Here is a 20,320-nt window from a genome sequence, read left to right on the forward strand (position 1 = left end):
CAATGCTCGATCTCAACCATGTCTCAACGTTCGTTCATGTCGTGCGCTGCGGCAGCTTTGCCGAGGCCTCACGGCGCTTGGGCGTGCCACCCAACACCCTAAGCCGCCGCGTACAGCAGTTAGAAGAACAGCTGGGAACGCGCCTGATGCAACGCACGACCCGCCACCTGGCGCTCACGGCTGCGGGCCAGGCCTTCCACGATCGCTGTGCTGATGCGGTGGATGGTCTGTTCGAAGCCGGACAAGAGCTGATATCGGGCAACAACGAGCCCAGTGGCCTGGTTCGGGTAGCTGCGCCAGCCGACTTCTTCGATTTTTTCCCCATGGAGTGGATGAACGAGTTCATGGCCTCATATCCCCGGGTGCGCCTGGACTTCGTACTGAACGACTCCAGGGCCAACTTGATCGCCGAGCGCATCGACGTGGCCGTTCGCGGAGGGATCCTGGAGGACTCAAGCTTCTTTGCGCGCAAGGTTTTTAACGCAGGGAGCGATGGCCTCGTGGCCAGCCCGGACTATCTGGCTGCACGTGGTGCGCCTCAGACTCTGCAGGATCTGGCCGACCACGACTGTCTGTTCTTCAGTCATCCCAGCGGTCAGGGACTTTGGCGATTGACTGCGGCTGACGGCAGCGAGAACGAAGTGCGTGTGGCAGGACGCTTCAGCGCTAACACAGCACAGGCTTTGCGCAAAGCGACGTTGTCTGGACTTGGCATCGCACTGTTACCATCGACCATGACTATGGACGGCATAAAATCCGGCGCGTTGATACGTGTACTCCCCCAGTACTCCCGGAAGGGCCACGGCCTGAATCTTGTGTACCCCAGTCGACATCATCTTCCGCCGGCGGTCTTTGCTTTCATCGACATGGTCGCGAAAAAACTGGGAGACAAGAAAAATTAGTTGACTCGCCACCCTTCTCAAGGCCTGAGAGTTGACAGTGCCAGCGCTAAAGCGCGGCGTTATCTGCGTATCAAGCCATACGACTCGCTTTCTCCGGTCTTGTGAATTTATAACGCTGTTCATGCTCGAAGAGCTCTCGTAAACCTAGATTACCGGGATGGAGTGGCATCCCTTTCTGTCCAGCGAGTAGCTGAACCACATCGTCGGCGGTTGTAATGACCCGGCGTTTTAGTCATCCCGCACATACACCCGTAACCCTTCACCCGGCTGGCAACCAGACTCACCCTGGTTATCTTCATCCGTTCCTGTAACACCCGTTTTGCGTGATGGTCCGAGATCGAGGTTGAAAACGCCATGTGGACCATTTCTCTGTAGAGAAAGCCTATCGAGGGAGTCAACTCGCAGGTTCCACTCTCGTGTCAGGCACTGGATATTCTGAAACAGATATCGACTATCAGCGGTGAACATGACCTGATTTTCACTGGCGCCCACACTCCCTGGAACCCCATGAGTAAAAATACCAGAAATAACGCATTGCACCCGATGGGCTACGAGACGAAGGTCTATATCTGTGGTCACGGCTTCAGGGCAATGACCTGTAGTTCGCTGATTGAGTCAGGATGATAGTCGCGAGATGCAGTAGAGCGTCAGATGTACCATCAGGAACTTAATGGCGTACGTGCAGTTTACATTCATAAGGTGGAGTTTCTGGACGAACGTAGGCTGATGCTGCAATGGTAGGCTGGTTTTCTTAATGCAAATAAAGAAAAGTCATCAACCCCTTTGAGTTCGCAAAAAATCGCCATTCATTGCAATGAAGCGCCCCTGATAAGGGCGCTGATTATGCTATTACTCAGAAAACAATGAGGAGAAATGACGCAAGAGTTCCCCCTCAAATAATGTAAGCAATGGGAGGGGATTGATAATGTCTGCTACTTTATACGATCGCGAAGTATCGATAGTGTCATATCAATCATATTGCTACCGCCCAGTTGACGCGCCACCGGCGATAAATGCTGAAGAAGATGAGCGCTAATCCAGCCTAGCAATTAGGACTTATACGCCAATTTCGATGCCTGGGCCACTCTTCATACTGCCCCAAGATAGGCAGATGATCGCCCAATATTAAGATGCCAGGCGATCAACCCATCTATAACTAACGGACTGCCCCATATTCGACAGGCACCCAGCGATAAGCAGAACCATCCACAACTACGCGACCAAGTCCTGGAAACGGCAAGTGTGCGGCTGCAATCCAGAGATTGCCTTTCACCGCATCGGTGAATATCCGCTTGCGTGTTTCGATCGCAGCTTTAGGATCGTGGTCAAAGACAACAGAAACTTCTGGGCGCTTAAATTGCACAGCATGGCTATGCACTACATCGCCCCAGACCAACAGTTTCTTATCACCGCCATTGATCAGGTAACCAGCCATACCTGGCGAGTGACCCGCTTCATCAACGCTGTCAATCCCAGGAACTGGCGACTCGCCTTTGGCAAAGGTTCGGAAGCGCCCCGATGCTTTATAGGGTGCGACAGTACGCTGCGCCGCTTTGAAGAAACTACGCTCACTCTTTGGCACTGAACTAGCGGCCGTGTCGCTGAGCCAGTAGTCCGCATCGACTTTGGGGGCAATGAATTCCGCATTCTTGAACACGGCAGTACCGTCGGGATTCGTTGCACCGCAGGCGTGATCAGGGTGCATATGGGTCACAATCACAGCATCGACGTCATCGGGACTGACGCCGGATGCCTTGATATTGCTGACCAAATTACCCAACGTCTCACCGAAGCAATCCGAGGCGCCGGAATCAATCAGGGTCATCCGTCCCTTTTGCTGAACCAGGTATGCATTCACCGAGGTTTGCACGCCATCTTTAGTCGTTGGAACGGCCATTTCCCTCAACAGACCGTCGAAGTCCATGCCCTTGCCCCCCTGAAGTACAGCAGTCTTCAGATAAACTGGACCATCATAAAAAGCCGTTACGGTTACCTTATCTCCCAACGCCATTCGATAGTAGCCTGGCACCTGAACATTTGCCGCTTCAATATTGCCTGGTGTTTCGGCGGCCAACACTACAGGTGCCGACATGACCAAAATAGCGGTTGCCGCAATTGCACTTCGTACAACTTTCTCGAAGTTGATATCCATAGCCTTTATTACCTCAGTATATCCTGTTGATTACAATCCAATCCCTTAATGGTACAATGATACGCGTACCTTTTAACTTGTGTCAATAAAGCATTAGATGTGAGGTCAAAAAATGATAATCAGGAATCAATTGATGCACTGAGCAATTCCTATCTGCCCCACTATGTGGGCCGCTAAAGCCACATAGTGGGCGTTCCTTAGCGCCCCCAAGACTCGCCGGCAAGGCAGTAAAGAGACTTAGCAAGAAATTTCGAGAACTGGGCCCTGCCAGCTGTACTGGTGCAACTCCAGAAGGGGCCACTCCGACCGCTAATGGTGACGCCCAACAGCCTCTGCATTGAAACCTGTGTGAAAAGTGCACTCAGATCGACGCTACAGCGTGTCATGAGAACCTTACGCCCTGCGTCAAAGGGCTGGAGGTCATGAACACTCAAAGCAGATTTACGTAAATCACAGCTTGGTGGTCATTCTGGTGGTCTTGACAGGGACGCAATTAGTCTTTAGCCTATTTATTAGCCAGTTACTGGCAAAGGCGATCCCAGTCAGAGGAGCCAAATTCTTGTTTCATGCCACTTTGCGAATCCTTATGTGATGCTGATTCAATAAGTTAGCGTGAAATATCTTCCCGATGCATTTTCATTTCCCCCTCCGCATCGGGCAAGATTGGTGGTCTGATTTAGGGTCATTTCAGTTCGATGATGGAGTGACCACCGTATGTCTCTGAACGACACTAAAATCCGCAGCTTAAAATCATCCATTAAATCTTTCAAAGTTTCCGATTCTCATGGCCTGTACCTTTTAATCAATCCAGGTGGTTCACGTCTCTGGTATCTCAAATATCGTATCAATGGTAAAGAATCCCGCCTTGGCTTAGGGACTTATCCCGATGTTTCTCTGGCTTATGCCCGGCAGCAACGCGATGGCATACGCAAGCTGCTGGCGCAGAATATCAATCCAGCACAGTCTGAAAATCTGCTGAAGCAAGATTTTATCGCCAGCGGCCCGAATCAAAAATGGGTGGGAGATATCACTTACTTACGTACAGATGAAGGCTGGCTGTATCTGGCAGTGGTCATTGACCTGTGGTCGCGTGCCGTTGTCGGTTGGTCGATGTCATCGAGAATGACGGCGGCGCTGGCATGTAATGCCCTACAGATGGCACTGTGGCGACGAAAACGGCCTCAAGACGCCATTGTTCACACTGCTCGTGGCGGTCAGTACTGCTCAGCAGACTATCACTGCGAGGCAGTATGAGCGCAAAGGGATGCTGTTACGACAATGCCTGTGCGGAAAGCTTTTTCCACTCGCTGAAAGTGGAATGTATCCACGGAGAGTACTTTGCCAGCCGCGAAATAATGCGAACGGCGGTGTTTAATTATATCGAGTGCGATTACAATCGCTGGCGTCGCCACAGTGCATGTGGCGGGCTCAGCCCGGAACAATATGAAAACCAGAACCTCGCTTAGGGCTGTGTCCACATTACGTGGGTAGGATCACCTTTCTCTGCCATAGGAGAACACCGTGACATCTCATCAGTTATTACGTCTGAAACAAGTTGAAGTAAAAACCGGCCTCAAGCGCTCGCAAGTTTATCTTTTTATCTAACCGCTTAATTCGCTGAAGGGAGAAACAGAATCATGATCCCATCACTCAATTACGCCGTATTAACCGACGCACTGAATGCGTTAAAGGACTGGCAAAAACAACACGCGAATAACGTCGCCTGATGCTGCAATGGTGGGATGATTTTCTGGATGCTAACAGCAACGATATGATCAGGGCATTTGAGTTTGCGCAGAAGGGATGACACATCAAATTGCTGGGGGCATAAATAGAGAAGCTTTTTAGTCGCCATGTGATCTGAGGCTATTTGACTTTTCACCCAAAGCAGAGTAATAAAAGGTAATACCTTTTATTACCTAACATGACTCTGGGAGGTCAGCATGGCGGTTTCCGTGAAACTCGATGTACAACTCGAAGAAAGGCTTGCACGTCTGGCGGCTAATCGCAAGAGAACAAAGCACTACCTGATGAAGCAGGCTATCATTTCTTATGTTGATACAGAAGAGCAGAAAGAACGTTTACGCCAGCAAGCACAGTCTTCATACTCGAATTACCTCAACGCAGGTGATCATTTAACGGGCAAAGAAGTCGTTGATTTTCTGCGTAGTGGCAAAAACGGGGATCTTCCTGAATGCCACAAGTAATCATTACAGAAAAAGCCCGGCAGGGTATCAATCGCTGTCTGGCCTTCCTCGAAAATAATTCCGCAGGCTACGTCATTAATGACGTTAAGAGCACCATCGCAGACAGTCTGGACAATCTTGAAAAAGAGCTGTGCACTGGCTTTATCTCTGACGAAGAAGACGATGATGATTTTTTATATCAGGTCATTATCCCTTATGGTGATTCGGGCTATGAATACTGTTATTTCATTGACACTCAGGGACGTTATATTGTCTCTGGCTTTAAGCACCAAAAGGAAAATGATTATTACTGAATTCCAGCCATGAAAATATTACAGACTGTTTGAAATTGTACAGATTAGTTCAAAACTTCGCATGTAATAAAAGGCATATTCACGTATGAATGATAAACTATCCCATCTTCATTTAAACACTTGATTATTTGTTAGTAATTATTTTTATATATGCTCGTCATAATTCAAGTTGCATATGCGTTGGCTACGCTACTCGGCACACGTGCGTGTGCCTGGCCCCGTTGGGGTCGCTGCAAGTAGCGTTCAAACTTGCCTCTGGCAGGTTTGTCAGCCACCCGAATCACTTACCTGAGTAAGCTCATCAGAATTTCTTATCTTACCGCTTGCCTGAAACTCTAATTATTTAGAGCGTATCCCATCTATTTTCAATTTTTGAGCATGATTAAGTAATCATAAGCAGCTTGACTTGAACCATAATCTTCAGATTTGATTGATAAGCGGTTTTCATTAATATTCGCCGAATCATTCTCTTTTATTATAACATTGAGAACAACCCGACACTCAGATTCATTATCAATCATTTTAAAATAACAATAGTTAGTAAATCCACCCCAAAAAAAAAAGCACACAGTAAGAAAGCGTATTTCGCTGTTCTCACTTTTTTAGCATGACATTCAGTAATATGGAGAAATTTTTCATTCTCTTAATGTTTTAAAATATTGACATTCAGTTTCCAGAAAATTAGCATTAAACAATTATCATGTTAATTCATAGAAATCAAATTTATTACAATTCTCTGAATTATTTTAATCACTGTCGGGCATTGATTTACGCTGTTGTTGAACTGGATGAACCCAAGGGAAAATAGATTTTGATCTTCGTGCTGTGGGAACGGCTTGACCTATTATTTCGTACCTTTCATATACCAGAAACAACATCGATAGCATAAGACTATTGGAGGATGAGATAATAATTAAGGATGGCTGATTTCCCTTGCTCAGTAAACATATCCGTATACTGATTTTTATAAGTATGACGCCCCGTGAGTTATCCAACACATGGGGTCATCTGTTTAGACTGGTGATGCACCATAGATTCTATTTCCGTTTTTTCCTCTGCCTGTCTTTAAAAACACCGTTCTCATAGTATCGGCTGGGCCAGATTTGCTCAGGAGGTACACCGATAATCTGTGCGATGAGCCACTCACCCTTGGGCCATGGGCGTGACAGTGCATTAGCGAGTGTTGTTGAACTCAATCCTGCTTTGCGCGACATTTCTGAGATGTTTGTATTCTTTTTGTGCACTGCCGCAATGATATCCGCTTTATGCCAATCTTTTTTCGTTTCCATATAGAAATCACTCCATTACATTAATTAATAGGCTAATTAAATCACATTAAAATAATAACGTAATTCCGGTGAAATGTTTTTGAAAGATGATAATAACGAGTTTAAAATCATAGAAAAATATTGTTACTACTCTATATAATAACAATATTTTTAATATAAAATATTAATCAATCATGACCATAATTATTCAATTAAGGACGACCTATAGGAATAATTGCGACGCTGGATAATTTACGCGAGCCTTGGGGGATAAAAAATCTCGACTCCCAGCATATCTACATGAATGCAGCGGCCTATGCGTATACCAACACCCCAACGCATTTCAGTGTGGAAGGTAAACATGACGCAGAGTTTCCCGTTGGGTGGTCTGAGTTTGCAGGCGAGATGGTTGAGCACGATCGTCGTACCGAGCAAAGCCAAGAGCGCGTTACCGTCATTGAAACCTATAACTGGTTTGACAGCAGTGAGTTAGCGCCTTATTTGTGTGAAAAAATCCCTCTTTTTTCTGATAAAAAAACGCTGATAGGGACGCTCTGGACATCCCGTCCCCTACGCAGCATTTCCCCAGTCTACCTATCTGCCAAACAACGTCCCCCTGTCGTGGAATGGACAAGCCGTTATGAAGGACCTTTTACGAAAACGGAAATGGAAACCCTATTCTTACTCTTATGTGATTTCAGCAAAAATGAACCTGTCAAAACGAACTATTGATAATCGGATCCAGAGAATGTATCAAAAAATCGGGGTGCATAATCTCAGACAGTTTGAAGAGTATTGCTATCAAAATGAATTACAGGGATATATTCCGCAAAATTTTCTCAGCAAAGGTTCATTATTTTTATAATCAGCAACAGCAGGAACGAAACAATATGGAAAGTATTAATGACTACCCAGTCAGTCGGGTACCAGTGACGGCAAGATTGCCATTCCTGAATGTTGCGCTGGTTTATCTGGGTATGTTGACCGCACTGGATCAGTTCATGCTCGGTGCGGTATTGGGTAACTCAATGACATTGACCGATGCATTTCTCTCTATTCTCATCGGCAGCACAATTTTTGGTATTGTGACCGTAGGTTTAGGTTATGCCGGAATGAAAGAAGGTCTGTCTGGTAGTCTGCTGGCAAGGTGGTGCGGGTTTGGACGTGTCGGTTCTGTCATGATCGGTGTGGTGATCGCCATCAGTCTGTTGGGCTGGTTTGGGTTACAAAATGCCGTTTTCGCCAAAGCACTCAATTTTGCAATGGGTGATAAACTGGGTTTTGGCTGGTCGGCTGCGCTCTCAGGGGCAGCACTGACGATCCTCGTTGCCTTTGGCTTTAGGGCGTTGAAGTTTACTGCCAAAATAGCCGTGCCGCTGTTTATTCTGACCATTGGATACATCTCAGTCATGACGCTGACCGGGCATAACATTGCCGGGTTGCTCAATTCATTACCAGCCAGTGAATCCATTTCAGTCAGTGCAGGGGCGACCATGGTTGTGGGGGGCTGCATTGTTGCCAGTATCATCACACCGGACTTAACACGGTATGTGCGTAGTGGACGCAATGTATTTTAGATAACGATGCTGACGATTGTTGTTGGTGAATTCCTTGTCAATGGTCTGGCTATTCTGATCGCCCGTGCACTCAACACTGCCGATATCGTGAATATCATGTCACAGGCCGCAGGCGGTATCGGGCTAATCGCCGTTGTCTTCTCTACTCTGCGCATTAATGACATCAATCTGTACTCTTCCTCATTGGGTATCGCCAATGCGGTTGAAGGCAGTACAGGAAGAAAACTCAGCTACATGTCAATAACGCTGGTGGTTGGCTTTATCGGCACGTTTCTTTCCGTCATCGGTATTCTGGACCGATTTGTTGATTTTCTGACGCTGCTTGGTGTGCTGAGGGGAGATGAAAGTCATTGAGGGTGCAGGAAATGCATTAGTCATCATGGAAACTGTACTTGATATACCTGCCGCTGATGGAACCATATCTCAAATAACGCGCCGCGCTACCTATGTTTTCCGACAAGAATCTGATGGTAAATGGCTATGTACCATTGACAACTCTTACGGGACAGAACTTTTAGATTGACTGACATAATCTGTATAAAGGCTGAGCACGCAGACAGCGGCGACCACACCGATACGCTCGGTAAATTCCAGGGCTTCCTATCTAAATTCAGGCGTGTGATGTTTGCGCGGCTTCTTGCTAGCTGATGCTGGTTTTTCCATGCGAATCTCCTCCGTTAATGAATTTAAGCACTCCATCTCGTATCCACCATTACCAGATAAGCTCAGATGACGGAAAGTATCTTTTATCCTGCCAATAATTTATCCTCTCCCGCCTTTCGTCATCGACCGATAAATAAGAAAAAATCAGAGCCTGCACTTATGATCTCATCACCCGACGCAACGCCGACGCCAGTGCCATCTGCGACGTCAGCGCTTGCTGTATTACGCTCGCCCTCGCTGCTGATGCGCGAAGTTTTGGCGGGCACCATCACCGCACTGGCGCTTATCCCAGAAGTGATTTCCTTTTCCATCATCGCGGGGGTTGATCCCAAAGTCAGCCTGTTCGCCTCCATCGTGTTGTGTTTTACCATGTCTTTTCTCGGCGGCAGACCGGCGATGGTAACCGCCGCAGCGGGCGCTGTGGCGCTGGTGATCGGCCCGATGGTACACGTACACGGCGTAGCCTATATTCTGCCTGCGGTAATCATGGCGGGGATCATCCAGATTCTGTTTGGGCTAGCAGGGTTAGCGAGGATGATGCGCTATATCCCCCGCTCGGTGATGATCGGTTTCGTGAACGCGCTGGGCATCCTGATTTTTGCCGCGCAGGTGCCACATGTTTATGGGCAATCCTCGCTCGTCTGGCTGCTGTTTGCGCTAACGGTGGCGATCGTTTTGCTGCTGCCCTATGTGGTGAAAAGCATTCCCGCACCGCTGGTTGCCATTGTGACGGTGACCGCGATTGCCATGTTTACCGGCATCACGGTGCCTAACGTCGGCGATGCAGGCCCTATGCAACCCGGATTGCCGAGTTTCACCCAGTGGCTGGTGCCGTTCAATTTTGAAACGCTGCACATCATCTGGCCAACCGCGCTGAGTATCGCCTTTGTTGGGCTGATGGAATCGCTGTTAACCGCCAAACTGGTTGACGACATCACGGATACCCCGTCCAGCAAGCGCCGCGAATGCTGGGGACTCGGCGTTTCCAATATTTTCGCCGGGTTCTATGGTGGGATTGCCGGATGCGCAATGATCGGGCAGACCGTGGTCAACGTGGAGTTGGGCAAAGCGCGAACACGCATTTCCACCCTCGCTGCCGCGCTGGTGCTGTTGCTGCTGGTGACCGGGCTGAGCGAAATCATGGCGAAGATTCCGATGGTGGTGCTGGCGGGCATTATGATGATCGTCGCACTAAAAACCATGAACTGGCATAGCCTGCACCCAACCACGCTGAAGCGTATGCCGCTATCGGAAACGCTGGTGGTCATCGTGACGGTTGTCGCGACCGTCTCTACGGGAAACCTCGCTATCGGCGTGGCGGGCGGCGTGATCTTTGCCATCCTGCTGTTTGCGCGCCGCGTGGCGCACGTCATTCACGCGGAGCGTCAGGTGAGCGAAGACGGACAGTCGGTGCACTACACGGTACGCGGGCCGCTCTTCTTCGGCAGCAGCAACGATCTCTTCGAGCACTTTCTTTATGCACAAGACCCGCAAGACGTCACCATCGATCTGACGCACGCCCAAATCTGGGATGCCTCCAGCGTGGCAGCGCTTGACGCGATCGAAACCCGCTATCACCGCTACGATGCGAAGGTCACTATCATCGGGCTAGATACCAACAGCACCAAAATCCACCAGCGCCTGTCAGGACATCTCTAACCTAACCGCTCGAACCCGCCTTGTCCCATGCGTTTATGCGGGGTCAAGGCGGCAGCTGATGACCAAAAATAACCGGCGTATATATCTTCTGTAGATATGAATACCAGGAATCAAACTAAAGCGTGACGGGTAGATGCTTTATCTTATCTCCTCATTGAAAGGAGGAAAGCATGACCACAACGCTGATTTTGCAAGAAAACGACCTTGTAACAGATAGCGCGCCAGAGAGTCGCGATGTCTGCTGACGCATCGCCCACCACCTTCGTGTTGATACACGGTGCCTGGCACGGCGGCTGGTGCTGGTCGCGAGTGACCGAGCGGCTTACCGCCGCAGGCTTTGCCTCTTCGGCATTGACGCTCACCGGGCTGGCAGAACGCCGTGACGAGCTATCGCGCGGTATTAACCTGTCCACCCACATTCACGATATTACCGACACGATCCGCCAACAGGGCTGGCGCGATGTGACGTTGGTCGGCCACAGCTACGGCGGCTTTCCCGCTACGGCCGCCGCGTATCAATTGCCTGACACCGTCAGCCACCTGATTCTGCTGGATGCGTTTTTACCCACATCGGGCGAAAAGCTGCTGGATCACGCGCCCGATCTCATCGCTGCCTACCAGACACAGGCGGCGCGCGACCCCACATGGCACATTCCCCCGCTTCCGTCACTGCTGTTTGGCGTGAACGAAGCCGATCGCGAGTGGGTCGATTCCCGCCTGACACCGCAGCCAGTAAACACCTATTTTGAACCAATAGCCTTACCACCTGCGCCAGCGACGCTGAAGAAGACCTACATCCGCTGCACGCGCGCGGCGGGCAACTATCTCACCACCTCAGTACAACGCGCTCAGACCGATCCGACCTGGCGATTTCTGACGATCGACAGCGATCACGATGCGATGATCGACGCACCGGATACGCTCACCACACTGCTGACGTCAACGTTGACAACCCGCACGCCTCTGTGATTAGACTCAATGCTAAGCAGGCTAACTTAAGGAAAGGATTGATGAAAATTACCGACGTGCGCGTGATTCTCGCGAACCGCTATATGTTTGTTGAGGTCACCACTGACGAGGGACTGACGGGCATTGGCGAATCCGGTGCCTGGGGCTTTCTCGATGCCTCCAAAGGTGCCGTTGAGGCATTGCGTACGTATCTGATTGGGCAAGACCCGCTGCGCATCGAACATCACTGGCAGTATATGTATCGCTGCTGGCATTTCCGTGGTGCCGCCATCATGGGTGCCATCAGCGCGATTGATATTGCCCTGTGGGATATCGCGGGCAAGTATTACGACACGCCGGTTTATAACCTGCTAGGCGGCCGCTGCCGCGACAAGGCGCGCGTTTATGCCCACGCGGGAGGACGAACCACGGAAGAGACCATCGCCAATCTGAAAAAAGCCAAAGCCGATGGTTTTACCGCGATTGGTCATCTCACACCGTTTCTGGATGAGTCGCGTGATACGCCTTATTTCACCACCCACGCCAAAGAAATCGGTGAAGCCATCGAGCGTATCGGCCTGTATCGGGAAGCGGTCGGGAACGATGTCGACCTGTGTATTGAAGTCCATCGCCGCCTGAAGCCCGCCGATGCCGTGGTGTTCGCCCGCGGCATTGAGCCGTTTTACCCCTATTTTATTGAAGACCCTATCGGCGCGGATAACTTCGATTCGATGGCGGAAGTGGCCGACAAAATCAATATTCCTATCGCCACCGGTGAACGCCTGAATAACCCGCAGGAGTTCGCGATGCTGATTCGCCGCAACGCGGTCGCCTATGTGCGTCCTGACGTCTGCATGTGCGGCGGGATTACCGGTGCGAAGAAAGTGGCCGCATTGGCAGAAGCCAATGATCTGATGGTGGTGCCGCATAACCCGCTTAGCCCGGTGTCTACCGCTGCCTGTTTGCAGATCGCCGTCAGCATCCCAAATTTTGCCCTGCTGGAGTATCCGGGAGATGACCAACCGGCGCTGTCGGAAAAATTTGGTGCGACGGGCGTCGAGAACGGCGTGCGGAAAAAAGACGTGGTGAAGAACACCTTCAAATGCGTGGATGGCTTTATGGAAATACCGACGCAGTCCGGCATCGGTATCGAACTGGCGGACGATCTGGAGAACCGCTTCCCCTATCGCCGTCGCGGCCTGAAAACCCGACTGCACGTTGACGGTTCCGTCGTCGATCAATAGCGGCATATCGAAAGGTCGTGGCGACCACGCATCGCGCCACGACCTTTCGCGTTTCACCTACTGCGTAGGATTAACCGCTTTCCGCCCTTCCCACTGCATCAACAGGCTCAGCGCGGCAGGCAGTGCCAGCAGCGTCAGCAGCGTCGCCACCATCAATCCGCCGATAATTGCGTACGCCATCGGCCCCCAAAACACCTGATGCGCAATCGGGATCATGCCGAGGATCGCCGCCAGCGCGGTTAATACTATCGGGCGTGAACGATGGTGGGCGGCATTCACAATCGCCTCTGTCGCAGGCTGTCCGTTTTTCACATTCAGATCGACCTCGCCAATCAGAATAACGGCATTACGAATAATCATTCCCGCCAGTGCAATCGCCCCCAGCAGCGCCACAAACCCCATCGGCGTGCCGGTCGGCAGCATGGCGGCGACAATACCGATCAGGCCGAACGGCGCAGTCAGGAAGGCCAGTACCATGCGGGAAATACGCTGGAGCTGAATCATCAATAGCACCAGCATGACCAACAGCGTTACTGGCAACACCGCATATACTGAGCCATTACCTTTATCAGACTCCGCCGCCACGCCGCCTTCCGTGATGTGATACCCCGCAGGCAACGCGGCGCGATAGCGTTCAATTTCAGGTGCCAGTTTTTCAGACAGAGCAGGTGCCCGCACGCCCGGTGCGACATCCATTTGCACCGTAATGAACGGTTCACGCTGACGTCGCCAGATAATGGGATCGTCGACGCCGTACGCCACGGTAGCAATCTGCCCTAGCGGTACGGAACGCCCATCTGCAATCGGGATTTGCAAATTCGCGATCGTCGCAACGTCCCGACGCTCCTGCGGCGTACCGCGAACGACCACATCCACCAGCCGATTGTCATCACGTACCGAGGTCAGCGTTGAACCGGAGAATATCGCCGCCAGCATGCTAGCCACATCCTGTGAGCTGATACCGACCGCGCGGGCTTCAGTCTGATTCAGCACCACGTTCACCGAACGTTCCGGCTCTCCCGCCGTCAGGTTGACCTCGCGCACATCGGCCTGATTGCCCACCAGACTGGCAAGCCCTTGGGCAATATCTCGGACGCGATGAATATCCGGCCCCGCAACCCGATATTTAAGCGGCCAGCCGACCGGCGGCCCCAATTCCAATGCGGACACGCGCGCCACAATGTTGCTGAAATCGCGCTCAAGTACCTGATTCAGTTTTGCCGCCAGCGCATCCCGCGCCTCCAGATTTTTTGCCACCACCACTAGTTGCGCGATATTTTCGTGACTCAGCAACACATCCATCGGGAGATAAAAGCGCACCGCCCCCGACCCAACATAGGTAGAGAAATGGTCAACGTCTGGGTCATCTTTCAGAATGGCTTCCAGCCGTTTTGCCTGCGCTTCCGTCGCCGTCTGTGAGGCATTCGCGGGCAGCGTCAGGCTGACCAGCAGTTCCGGCCTATCCGACGCGGGAAAAAACTCGCCCTCCAGTCGGGTGGCACCAAACAGGGCAACAACCAGCAAGAGCACCGCGATGAGTAACGTCATTCCCCGCTTTGCCAACGCCCGTTGCAGCCACTGGCGATAAAAACGGCCCACTCGTCCCGGTTCGTTATGCTGGTGACGAAACGTTTTTGGCAACAGCCAGACGCCGAGCAACGGGGAAAAGAGAATCGCCACGATCCAAGAACTGAGCAAGGCGATCAGCACCACGACAAAGAGTGAAAAGCAGTATTCGCCCGCGCTTGATGAGGCAAACCCGACGGGAATAAACCCGGCAATCATCACCAGCGTCCCTGTCAGCATGGGGAAGGCTGTGCTTTCATACGCCCAGGCAGCCGCCCGTTTGCGATCCCAGCCCTCTTCCAGCCGCGACACCATCGCTTCCACCGTAATCATGGCGTCATCCACCAGCAGCCCCAGCGAAATAATCAGCGCCCCGAGTGAGATACGCTGTAAACCAATACCGGTTATCTCCATACCAATAAAGGTCATCGCCAGCACAATCGGGATGGACGCGGCAACGACCAATCCGGCGCGGCTGCCAAGAGAGACGAACGAGACCGCCAACACGATGGCAACGGCTTCCAGCAGCACTTTGATAAAGCCGCCGACCGCCCCTTTCACCACTTCCGATTGATCGGCCACGCGCGTCATGTCAATCCCATGCGGCAACTGCGTCGCAATCACGTTCATTTTATCGCGAATGGCCTGACCGAAATTGAGCATGTTGCCGGTGGGTGCCATAGAGATTGCCAGCCCAATCGCTTTCTCACCATTCACCCGAAACGTCGGCGACGGCGGCTCCGCCGTTTCACGGCTAATGGTGGCGATATCGGTCAGCGGAACAAATTTCCCACCGATGCGTAACGTAATCTGGCGCAGGCTCTGCTCGGAGGTAAACGCCCCGCTGACGCGCACGGCGACCTTCTCATCATCGGTGCGAATAATGCCGGCGGGCGTGACCGCATTCTGCGCCTTGAGTGAATCAATCACCTGTTGCGGATCTAACCCCAGCCCAGCCAGCCGTCGGGAGGAGAACGTCACCACAATCTGCTCTTCCTCCACGCCGAGCATGTCGACCTTACCAACATCCGGCACGCTCAGTAACGCAGAGCGAATATCGTCAACCTTGTCGCGCAGTTCCCGTGGTGAAAAACCGTCGGCGGTGAAGCCGTAGATGGTGCCAAACGTATCATCAAACTCGTCATTCACGGCCGGTGGGCTGACACCATCAGGCAACGAACTGGCGATATCGGTCATTTTCTTACGCACCGTATACCAGATATTCGGCACGGCGGAAGGCGGCGTATCATCACGCAGGTTAACGAAAACCACCGATTCCCCGGCGCGGGTATAGCTCTCGACATAATCGAGATACGGCGTTTCCTGTAATTTTTTCTCCAGCTTATCGGTGACGAAATTCACGGTATCGTTCACCGTGGCTCCCGGCCAGGCCGCAGACACCACGGCAGATTTGATGGTAAATGCCGGATCTTCGTTACGGGGCAAGCGTTGATAGCTCATCACGCCTGCCGCCATAATCACCAGCATCATAAACGCGACAAACTGCTGGTGCGCCAGCGCCCAGGCGGACAGATTAAAGCGTGCGGCCGATTGCGGTTCTTGTGCCATTAGCGACGCCCCTCTTCATCCAGCCGAATTTTTTCATCCGGTCGCAGCTTACTGACGCCTGCGGTCACCACGCGGTCGCCTTGTTTCAGCCCCTCGGCGACGAAAATCGCCGTGTCGCTGTAGCGCGCGATGGTCACCGGCTGCAAACGCACGGTCTGAGTTTCCACGTTCACGACATAAACCGCAGGTTTGTCCCCCTGACGCGTGAGCGCAGACGCGGGAAGTTCAATGACAGCCGTGTCGGACTGCTGTATCGCACCGTTCACGCTGGCACCCAAGACCATCGCCGCCGGTGGCGAGGTTAAGGTGACTCTCACCCTGAAGGTTCGCGTAACGGGATCGGCCTGCGGACTGATATCGCGTACGCGCCCCTCTGCCTGAACGCTCGGTTCAGACAGCAGTGAAACGCGGATAACGCGCGAAGGCAGCGACGGATTGACCAGACGCTCCGGCACATCAAACACCGCATCGCGCCCGTCAAGCGAAGCCAGCCGGACCACCTCCTGCCCGGCGCTCACCACCTGACCGGGGTTCACGCTAACCGTCGTGATCACGCCATCCTGTGCTGCCGTAAGTTGCGTGTAGCTGAGGCGCTCCTGCGCACCTTTGACGATAGCCTGTGCACTTTCACGTCGGGAAACAGCGGCATCCCAGTTTGCCTGTGCTTCATCAAGCTGTACCCGCGCAATTGCCCCACCCGGTGCCAGCACCTTCATACGGGAGAAATTGCTTTTCGCCAACCGTTCTGCCGAGGCTGCGCTGGCTAAATCCGCCTGTGCGCTGCGCAACTGGTTTTCGCTGTCGCGCGCGTCGAGCGTCGCAATCACATCGCCGCGCTTCACGGATGCACCGACATCCACCAGACGATTAAGCACGCGTCCATCCAGACGGAAACCCAGTACCGTTTCTTCGTGCGGACGAATCTCTCCCGTCAACGACACAGGTTCACGATTCATCGCCGGCATGACGAGCTGCGTTTTCACCGGCCTGACAGGCGGAGGCACGGGCGCATCATCAGCACCGTCGCAGCCGCTCAGGAACACGGCTGACAGCAGACAGAAGGCAAAACGGCTAACCATCATTACAACCTCTCAGTAAATGGCATCAGAACGAATACAGAACGGCCAACGTGGCGCCCGTATCATTGCGTCGTTCCACAACCTGACTATCCGCTACCTTGTCGGTGAGCCAGGTTGACGTCACCGCCACGTTAGTTGACCACGCGGGACTAAATTGATGCGTCCAGTTTGCCCCCAGCGCATAGCCATAGACGCCTTTTCCCGCATGATAAGCAGCCAACCCAGAGCGAGCGCTCTGCTGCTGCGTCACGCCGTAATAGGTTTGGTTAAAGCGTGCATCCCCTATCAGCATGTCCGCCGACAGTGCCAGCACGTCATCCTTTTCTGCTGATTGCCACACGGTACTCTTTGCCCCGACGCGATACTGATTACCGCGCGCGCGCTCACTCAGTGCAAATTCGCCACTCGCCTCCAGCGCCAGCCAGGGTGCAAACTGATACCCCGCCGTGACGGTGGTTGTTACCGATCCTTTAATTTTCCCCATGCCTTTCAGGTGGTTCGAACCCGCACGCCAACTACTTTTTTTGTCATCCCTTCCCCTGTCATATCCCACCGCGTTATCGAAATAAAAACCGGAAGGAGACTGGTATTGCCAGCCGATGCCGTGCGAAGAATCCGCATAAAGTGCGCCACGCTGCACGGTCAGGGTAGGCATCAAACGGGCCTGACGGTCTTTGCTCCCCGAGTAACGTGGTGCATTCTGTCCAACAGCCCCCACGGTAACGTCCGTATGGTCGCCCCAAAATGACGCAGGTACATCTTCCGCCGCCTCAGCAAATGCCGCGCTGGACAGCGCGACGGTAGACAGACAGGTGGATAAAATCATTTTTGTTATGTTCACACAGCACCTCTTTTTATGCAGTAATCGTGCATCCGCCATCTTTTCCCGAATTGTCAGCACACATTTTTCAGTACACTTTTTAGTACAACAGTTATTGGCTTTTCAGCACCGTGGCGGATTATGCTGATGCATAGTCAAGAAACGCTGTGTGGTTTTTTAAGATTTCATCAAGAGGTTCGCGATGGCGGAAAAACGGGTATTGATTATTGAAGACGACATGGATGCAGCCAGCGTGCTAGAAGCCTATCTCCGGCGCGATGGCTATCAGGTGTCTATTGCGTCTGATGGACAACGGGGCCTGCACATGGCGCTGACCAGTAAACCCGACTTGATTCTGCTGGATGTGATGTTGCCGAAGATGAACGGTTCCGAGGTGCTGTCCGCCCTGCGGCAGCGCAGCAATATCCCAGTGATTATGGTTTCAGCCATCGGTGACGACCCGGAAAGAATTGGCGCACTGCGTTACGGTGCGGATGATTATGTCGTCAAACCCTATAATCCGCAGGAGGTGATCGCACGGGTGCAGGCCGTGTTGCGACGAACCGGTTACGCCATCCGGGAAGACGCTATCCTGACATTCGAAAATCTCTCGGTTGATCCGACCTCCGTGACGGCCAGCATTGCGGTATCGCCATCAGACTCCGTCTTTCTCGACCTGACGCCAACCGAGTTCAATATTCTGGTGACGCTGCTCAAAACGCCGAACCGCGCCTTCACTCGGGGAGAATTACTCGAAGCCTGTCTGCCAGAAAGCGACGCGCTGGAACGCGTGGTGGATACCCACGTCCACAACCTGAGAAAAAAACTCAATCAGTACAACATCGTCAATGTGCTCGTCACCGTCCGCTCCGTCGGCTATCGATTCCGGTGAGTATGATGAAAAAGTCGCTCTTTCTGTCAGAAAACATGTCGCTGTGGCGCTGGCTGTGCTTTCGCATCATTTCTCTGCTGCTCGCCGCCGTGATCACCATCGCGGGTCTAATGTGGCTGCGCTTTGCCATCTACAGCATCTATATTGAACAACACATGCCGGACGCAGTACGTACTGAATTTCAGCAATTCACTGCACAAAAAGATTACGGTAACCCTCGCTACCAAGAGATTATCAATCAGTTCTATGGCCCAGAAGCCTTCGCCCCTAATATTGCCAGCAGCGACTGGCTGGTGCTCGCGATTATGGTGCTTATCGCTTTACCCACCATGGTGGTTGTGGTGCTATGGCGAGCGCGCCCGCTATCACAGCAATTTTCCAATATCGCCAACGCCGCGCGCGACGTCGCACAGGGGAAATTCGATACCCGCACACAGCGCGTTGAGCAGGCACCGATGGAGTTAATTACGCTGGCGGACGACTTTAACAACATGACCGCACAGTTGGAGCGCTACGAGCGAGAACTGCGCGAATCCAGCGCGGCGTTAGCCCATGAACTGCGTACACCGTTAAATGCGGCGATGGGCCGCGTTCAGGGCATGATGGATGACGTCTTCCCGCAGGATAAATCACAGTTGGCAATGGTCATTAAACAGCTCGAACAGCTCAATCACGTGATTCAGGATCTACACGTCCTGTCACTGGCCAGAGCCGGACAACTGCCACTGGTGCACACGCCTTTCTACTTCGACGAACTGATCACGGAACGGCTGACGTGGTATCGGCCTCAGTTAGAGCAAGCTGGGTTTCAGATACATGTTGATATCGAACAGAGTGACTTTTGTATTGCCGACCGCGAGAGATTGGGACAGGTGTTCTCTATCCTGATCGAGAATGCCTTAAGCTACGCCAGCGACGGCCGCTATTTGGCGATTGAGGTGCGCGAAATAGCGGTACGAGAAAGCGCACCGTGCTGGCAGATTACCGTTGCCGATCGCGGGCCGGGCATTGAGCCAGAATCATTGCCCCTGCTTTTCGACCGCTTCTGGCGCGCCGAGCATTCACGCGGAAGGCACTCCGGCGGTAGCGGGCTGGGGCTTTCCATCGCGTCGGCCATTATCACCGCACATGGCGGCACGATTAAGGCTGAATCCCATGCAAAAAGTCATGCAGAACGAGGGGCGAACGGTGGATTGGTTATCATCATGACCCTGCCGCGTACGGCATGACAGAGCGGCGTACCGTCGGCAATTGCCAATAACTAAAAAGCATAGCGAAATTATTGCTATGCCCTGCCGCAGGGAAAAAACATGGTAGATCGTGGCAATACTCATCGGCTACATGGCGAGACAAACAGAACAACCTCAGACGCCACGCGCTACAGCGGGGGCTGACCGCATGCCAACGTGATTGTCCTCTCAATGAATCGTTATATTTATCTGGAATGAGATAAGGCGAAAAGAACTAATTTCGCTATAAGT

General features: G+C 52.3%; 14 protein-coding genes and 7 pseudogenes. 14 read left to right on the forward strand and 7 right to left on the reverse strand.

The window, feature by feature from the left end; translation table 11 throughout:
• The first annotated feature begins 2 nt into the window (after window positions 1-2).
• On the forward strand, window positions 3-902 hold the full coding sequence (locus JFY74_13585; protein QQG27147.1) for a LysR family transcriptional regulator: 900 nt from the start codon (window positions 3-5) through the stop codon (window positions 900-902).
• 228 nt (window positions 903-1,130) lie between these two features.
• On the opposite strand, the gene JFY74_13590 is transcribed toward JFY74_13585, so the two are convergent.
• Complete coding sequence (locus JFY74_13590) at window positions 1,131-1,394, reverse strand: hypothetical protein (GenBank protein ID QQG30604.1); 264 nt, start codon at window positions 1,392-1,394, stop codon at window positions 1,131-1,133.
• On the opposite strand from JFY74_13590, the pseudogene JFY74_13595 reads away from it, so the two are divergent.
• Window positions 1,287-1,640: pseudogene (locus tag JFY74_13595) on the forward strand (tyrosine-type recombinase/integrase). The gene JFY74_13590 and the pseudogene JFY74_13595 overlap by 108 nt on opposite strands.
• A 418-nt stretch (window positions 1,641-2,058) precedes the next feature.
• Here the strand turns inward: JFY74_13595 and JFY74_13600 are convergent.
• A complete protein-coding gene (locus tag JFY74_13600) occupies window positions 2,059-3,054 on the reverse strand; it encodes an MBL fold metallo-hydrolase (GenBank protein QQG27148.1) in 996 nt (331 codons plus the stop codon).
• Window positions 3,055-3,768: 714 nt separating this feature from the next.
• Here JFY74_13600 and JFY74_13605 point away from each other — a divergent pair.
• The 4 genes and pseudogenes from JFY74_13605 (at window position 3,769) to JFY74_13620 (ending at window position 5,554) form a co-directional block, all read left to right on the forward strand.
• A pseudogene (locus JFY74_13605) lies at window positions 3,769-4,520 on the forward strand (IS3 family transposase).
• Window positions 4,521-4,575: 55 nt separating this feature from the next.
• Window positions 4,576-4,656 (forward strand): annotated as a pseudogene (locus tag JFY74_13610) (AlpA family phage regulatory protein).
• 341 nt (window positions 4,657-4,997) lie between these two features.
• Window positions 4,998-5,261: a ribbon-helix-helix protein, CopG family gene (locus JFY74_13615; protein QQG27149.1), complete on the forward strand. Its 264-nt coding sequence runs from the start codon at window positions 4,998-5,000 to the stop codon at window positions 5,259-5,261.
• Entirely contained in the window at window positions 5,249-5,554 is a 306-nt protein-coding gene (locus tag JFY74_13620) for a hypothetical protein (protein ID QQG27150.1), read from the forward strand. Before JFY74_13615 ends, JFY74_13620 begins: the two co-directional genes overlap by 13 nt.
• Before the next feature lie 1,037 nt (window positions 5,555-6,591).
• Here the strand turns inward: JFY74_13620 and JFY74_13625 are convergent.
• Complete coding sequence (locus JFY74_13625; protein QQG27151.1) at window positions 6,592-6,843, reverse strand: helix-turn-helix domain-containing protein; 252 nt, start codon at window positions 6,841-6,843, stop codon at window positions 6,592-6,594.
• Between the two features lie 204 nt (window positions 6,844-7,047).
• Between JFY74_13625 and JFY74_13630 the strand changes: the two are divergent.
• From JFY74_13630 to JFY74_13640, 3 pseudogenes are all read left to right on the forward strand, one after another.
• Window positions 7,048-7,687 (forward strand): annotated as a pseudogene (locus tag JFY74_13630) (PAS domain-containing protein).
• A gap of 25 nt (window positions 7,688-7,712) precedes the next feature.
• Window positions 7,713-8,732 (forward strand): annotated as a pseudogene (locus tag JFY74_13635) (cytosine permease).
• Between the two features lies 1 nt (window position 8,733).
• A pseudogene (locus JFY74_13640) lies at window positions 8,734-8,922 on the forward strand (DUF4440 domain-containing protein).
• Window positions 8,923-8,936: 14 nt separating this feature from the next.
• Here the strand turns inward: JFY74_13640 and JFY74_13645 are convergent.
• Window positions 8,937-9,062 (reverse strand): annotated as a pseudogene (locus tag JFY74_13645) (IS3 family transposase).
• 159 nt (window positions 9,063-9,221) lie between these two features.
• Between JFY74_13645 and JFY74_13650 the strand changes: the two are divergent.
• The 3 genes from JFY74_13650 to JFY74_13660 all read left to right on the forward strand — a co-directional run bounded on the left by JFY74_13650 (window position 9,222) and on the right by JFY74_13660 (window position 12,913).
• Window positions 9,222-10,721 carry a SulP family inorganic anion transporter gene (locus JFY74_13650; GenBank protein QQG27152.1) on the forward strand — a complete coding sequence of 500 codons (1,500 nt, stop codon included), beginning with the start codon at window positions 9,222-9,224 and terminating at the stop codon, window positions 10,719-10,721.
• Between the two features lie 234 nt (window positions 10,722-10,955).
• On the forward strand, window positions 10,956-11,690 hold the full coding sequence (locus JFY74_13655) for an alpha/beta fold hydrolase (GenBank protein ID QQG27153.1): 735 nt from the start codon (window positions 10,956-10,958) through the stop codon (window positions 11,688-11,690).
• 41 nt (window positions 11,691-11,731) lie between these two features.
• Entirely contained in the window at window positions 11,732-12,913 is a 1,182-nt protein-coding gene (locus JFY74_13660) for a mandelate racemase/muconate lactonizing enzyme family protein (protein QQG27154.1), read from the forward strand.
• A 57-nt stretch (window positions 12,914-12,970) separates the two neighbouring features.
• On the opposite strand, the gene JFY74_13665 is transcribed toward JFY74_13660, so the two are convergent.
• The 3 genes from JFY74_13665 to JFY74_13675 are packed head-to-tail and all read right to left on the reverse strand — an operon-like array spanning window position 12,971 to window position 17,968.
• Window positions 12,971-16,048, reverse strand: coding sequence for an efflux RND transporter permease subunit (locus tag JFY74_13665; protein ID QQG27155.1), 3,078 nt, complete (start codon window positions 16,046-16,048; stop codon window positions 12,971-12,973).
• The gene (locus tag JFY74_13670; protein QQG27156.1) at window positions 16,048-17,130 is read right to left on the reverse strand and encodes an efflux RND transporter periplasmic adaptor subunit; all 1,083 of its coding nucleotides are present in this window, start codon (window positions 17,128-17,130) and stop codon (window positions 16,048-16,050) included. The genes JFY74_13665 and JFY74_13670 overlap by 1 nt, the downstream gene beginning before the upstream one ends.
• A gap of 22 nt (window positions 17,131-17,152) precedes the next feature.
• On the reverse strand, window positions 17,153-17,968 hold the full coding sequence (locus JFY74_13675; protein ID QQG27157.1) for a MipA/OmpV family protein: 816 nt from the start codon (window positions 17,966-17,968) through the stop codon (window positions 17,153-17,155).
• 181 nt (window positions 17,969-18,149) lie between these two features.
• Between JFY74_13675 and JFY74_13680 the strand changes: the two genes are divergently transcribed.
• Both JFY74_13680 and JFY74_13685 read left to right on the forward strand, forming a co-directional pair.
• Window positions 18,150-18,839: a response regulator transcription factor gene (locus tag JFY74_13680; protein ID QQG27158.1), complete on the forward strand. Its 690-nt coding sequence runs from the start codon at window positions 18,150-18,152 to the stop codon at window positions 18,837-18,839.
• A 5-nt stretch (window positions 18,840-18,844) separates the two neighbouring features.
• Complete coding sequence (locus JFY74_13685; GenBank protein ID QQG27159.1) at window positions 18,845-20,068, forward strand: HAMP domain-containing histidine kinase; 1,224 nt, start codon at window positions 18,845-18,847, stop codon at window positions 20,066-20,068.
• Window positions 20,069-20,320 lie beyond the last annotated feature (252 nt).

Origin of the sequence: Pectobacterium carotovorum, from assembly GCA_016415585.1 — a bacterium.
GTDB lineage: Bacteria > Pseudomonadota > Gammaproteobacteria > Enterobacterales > Enterobacteriaceae > Pectobacterium > Pectobacterium carotovorum_K.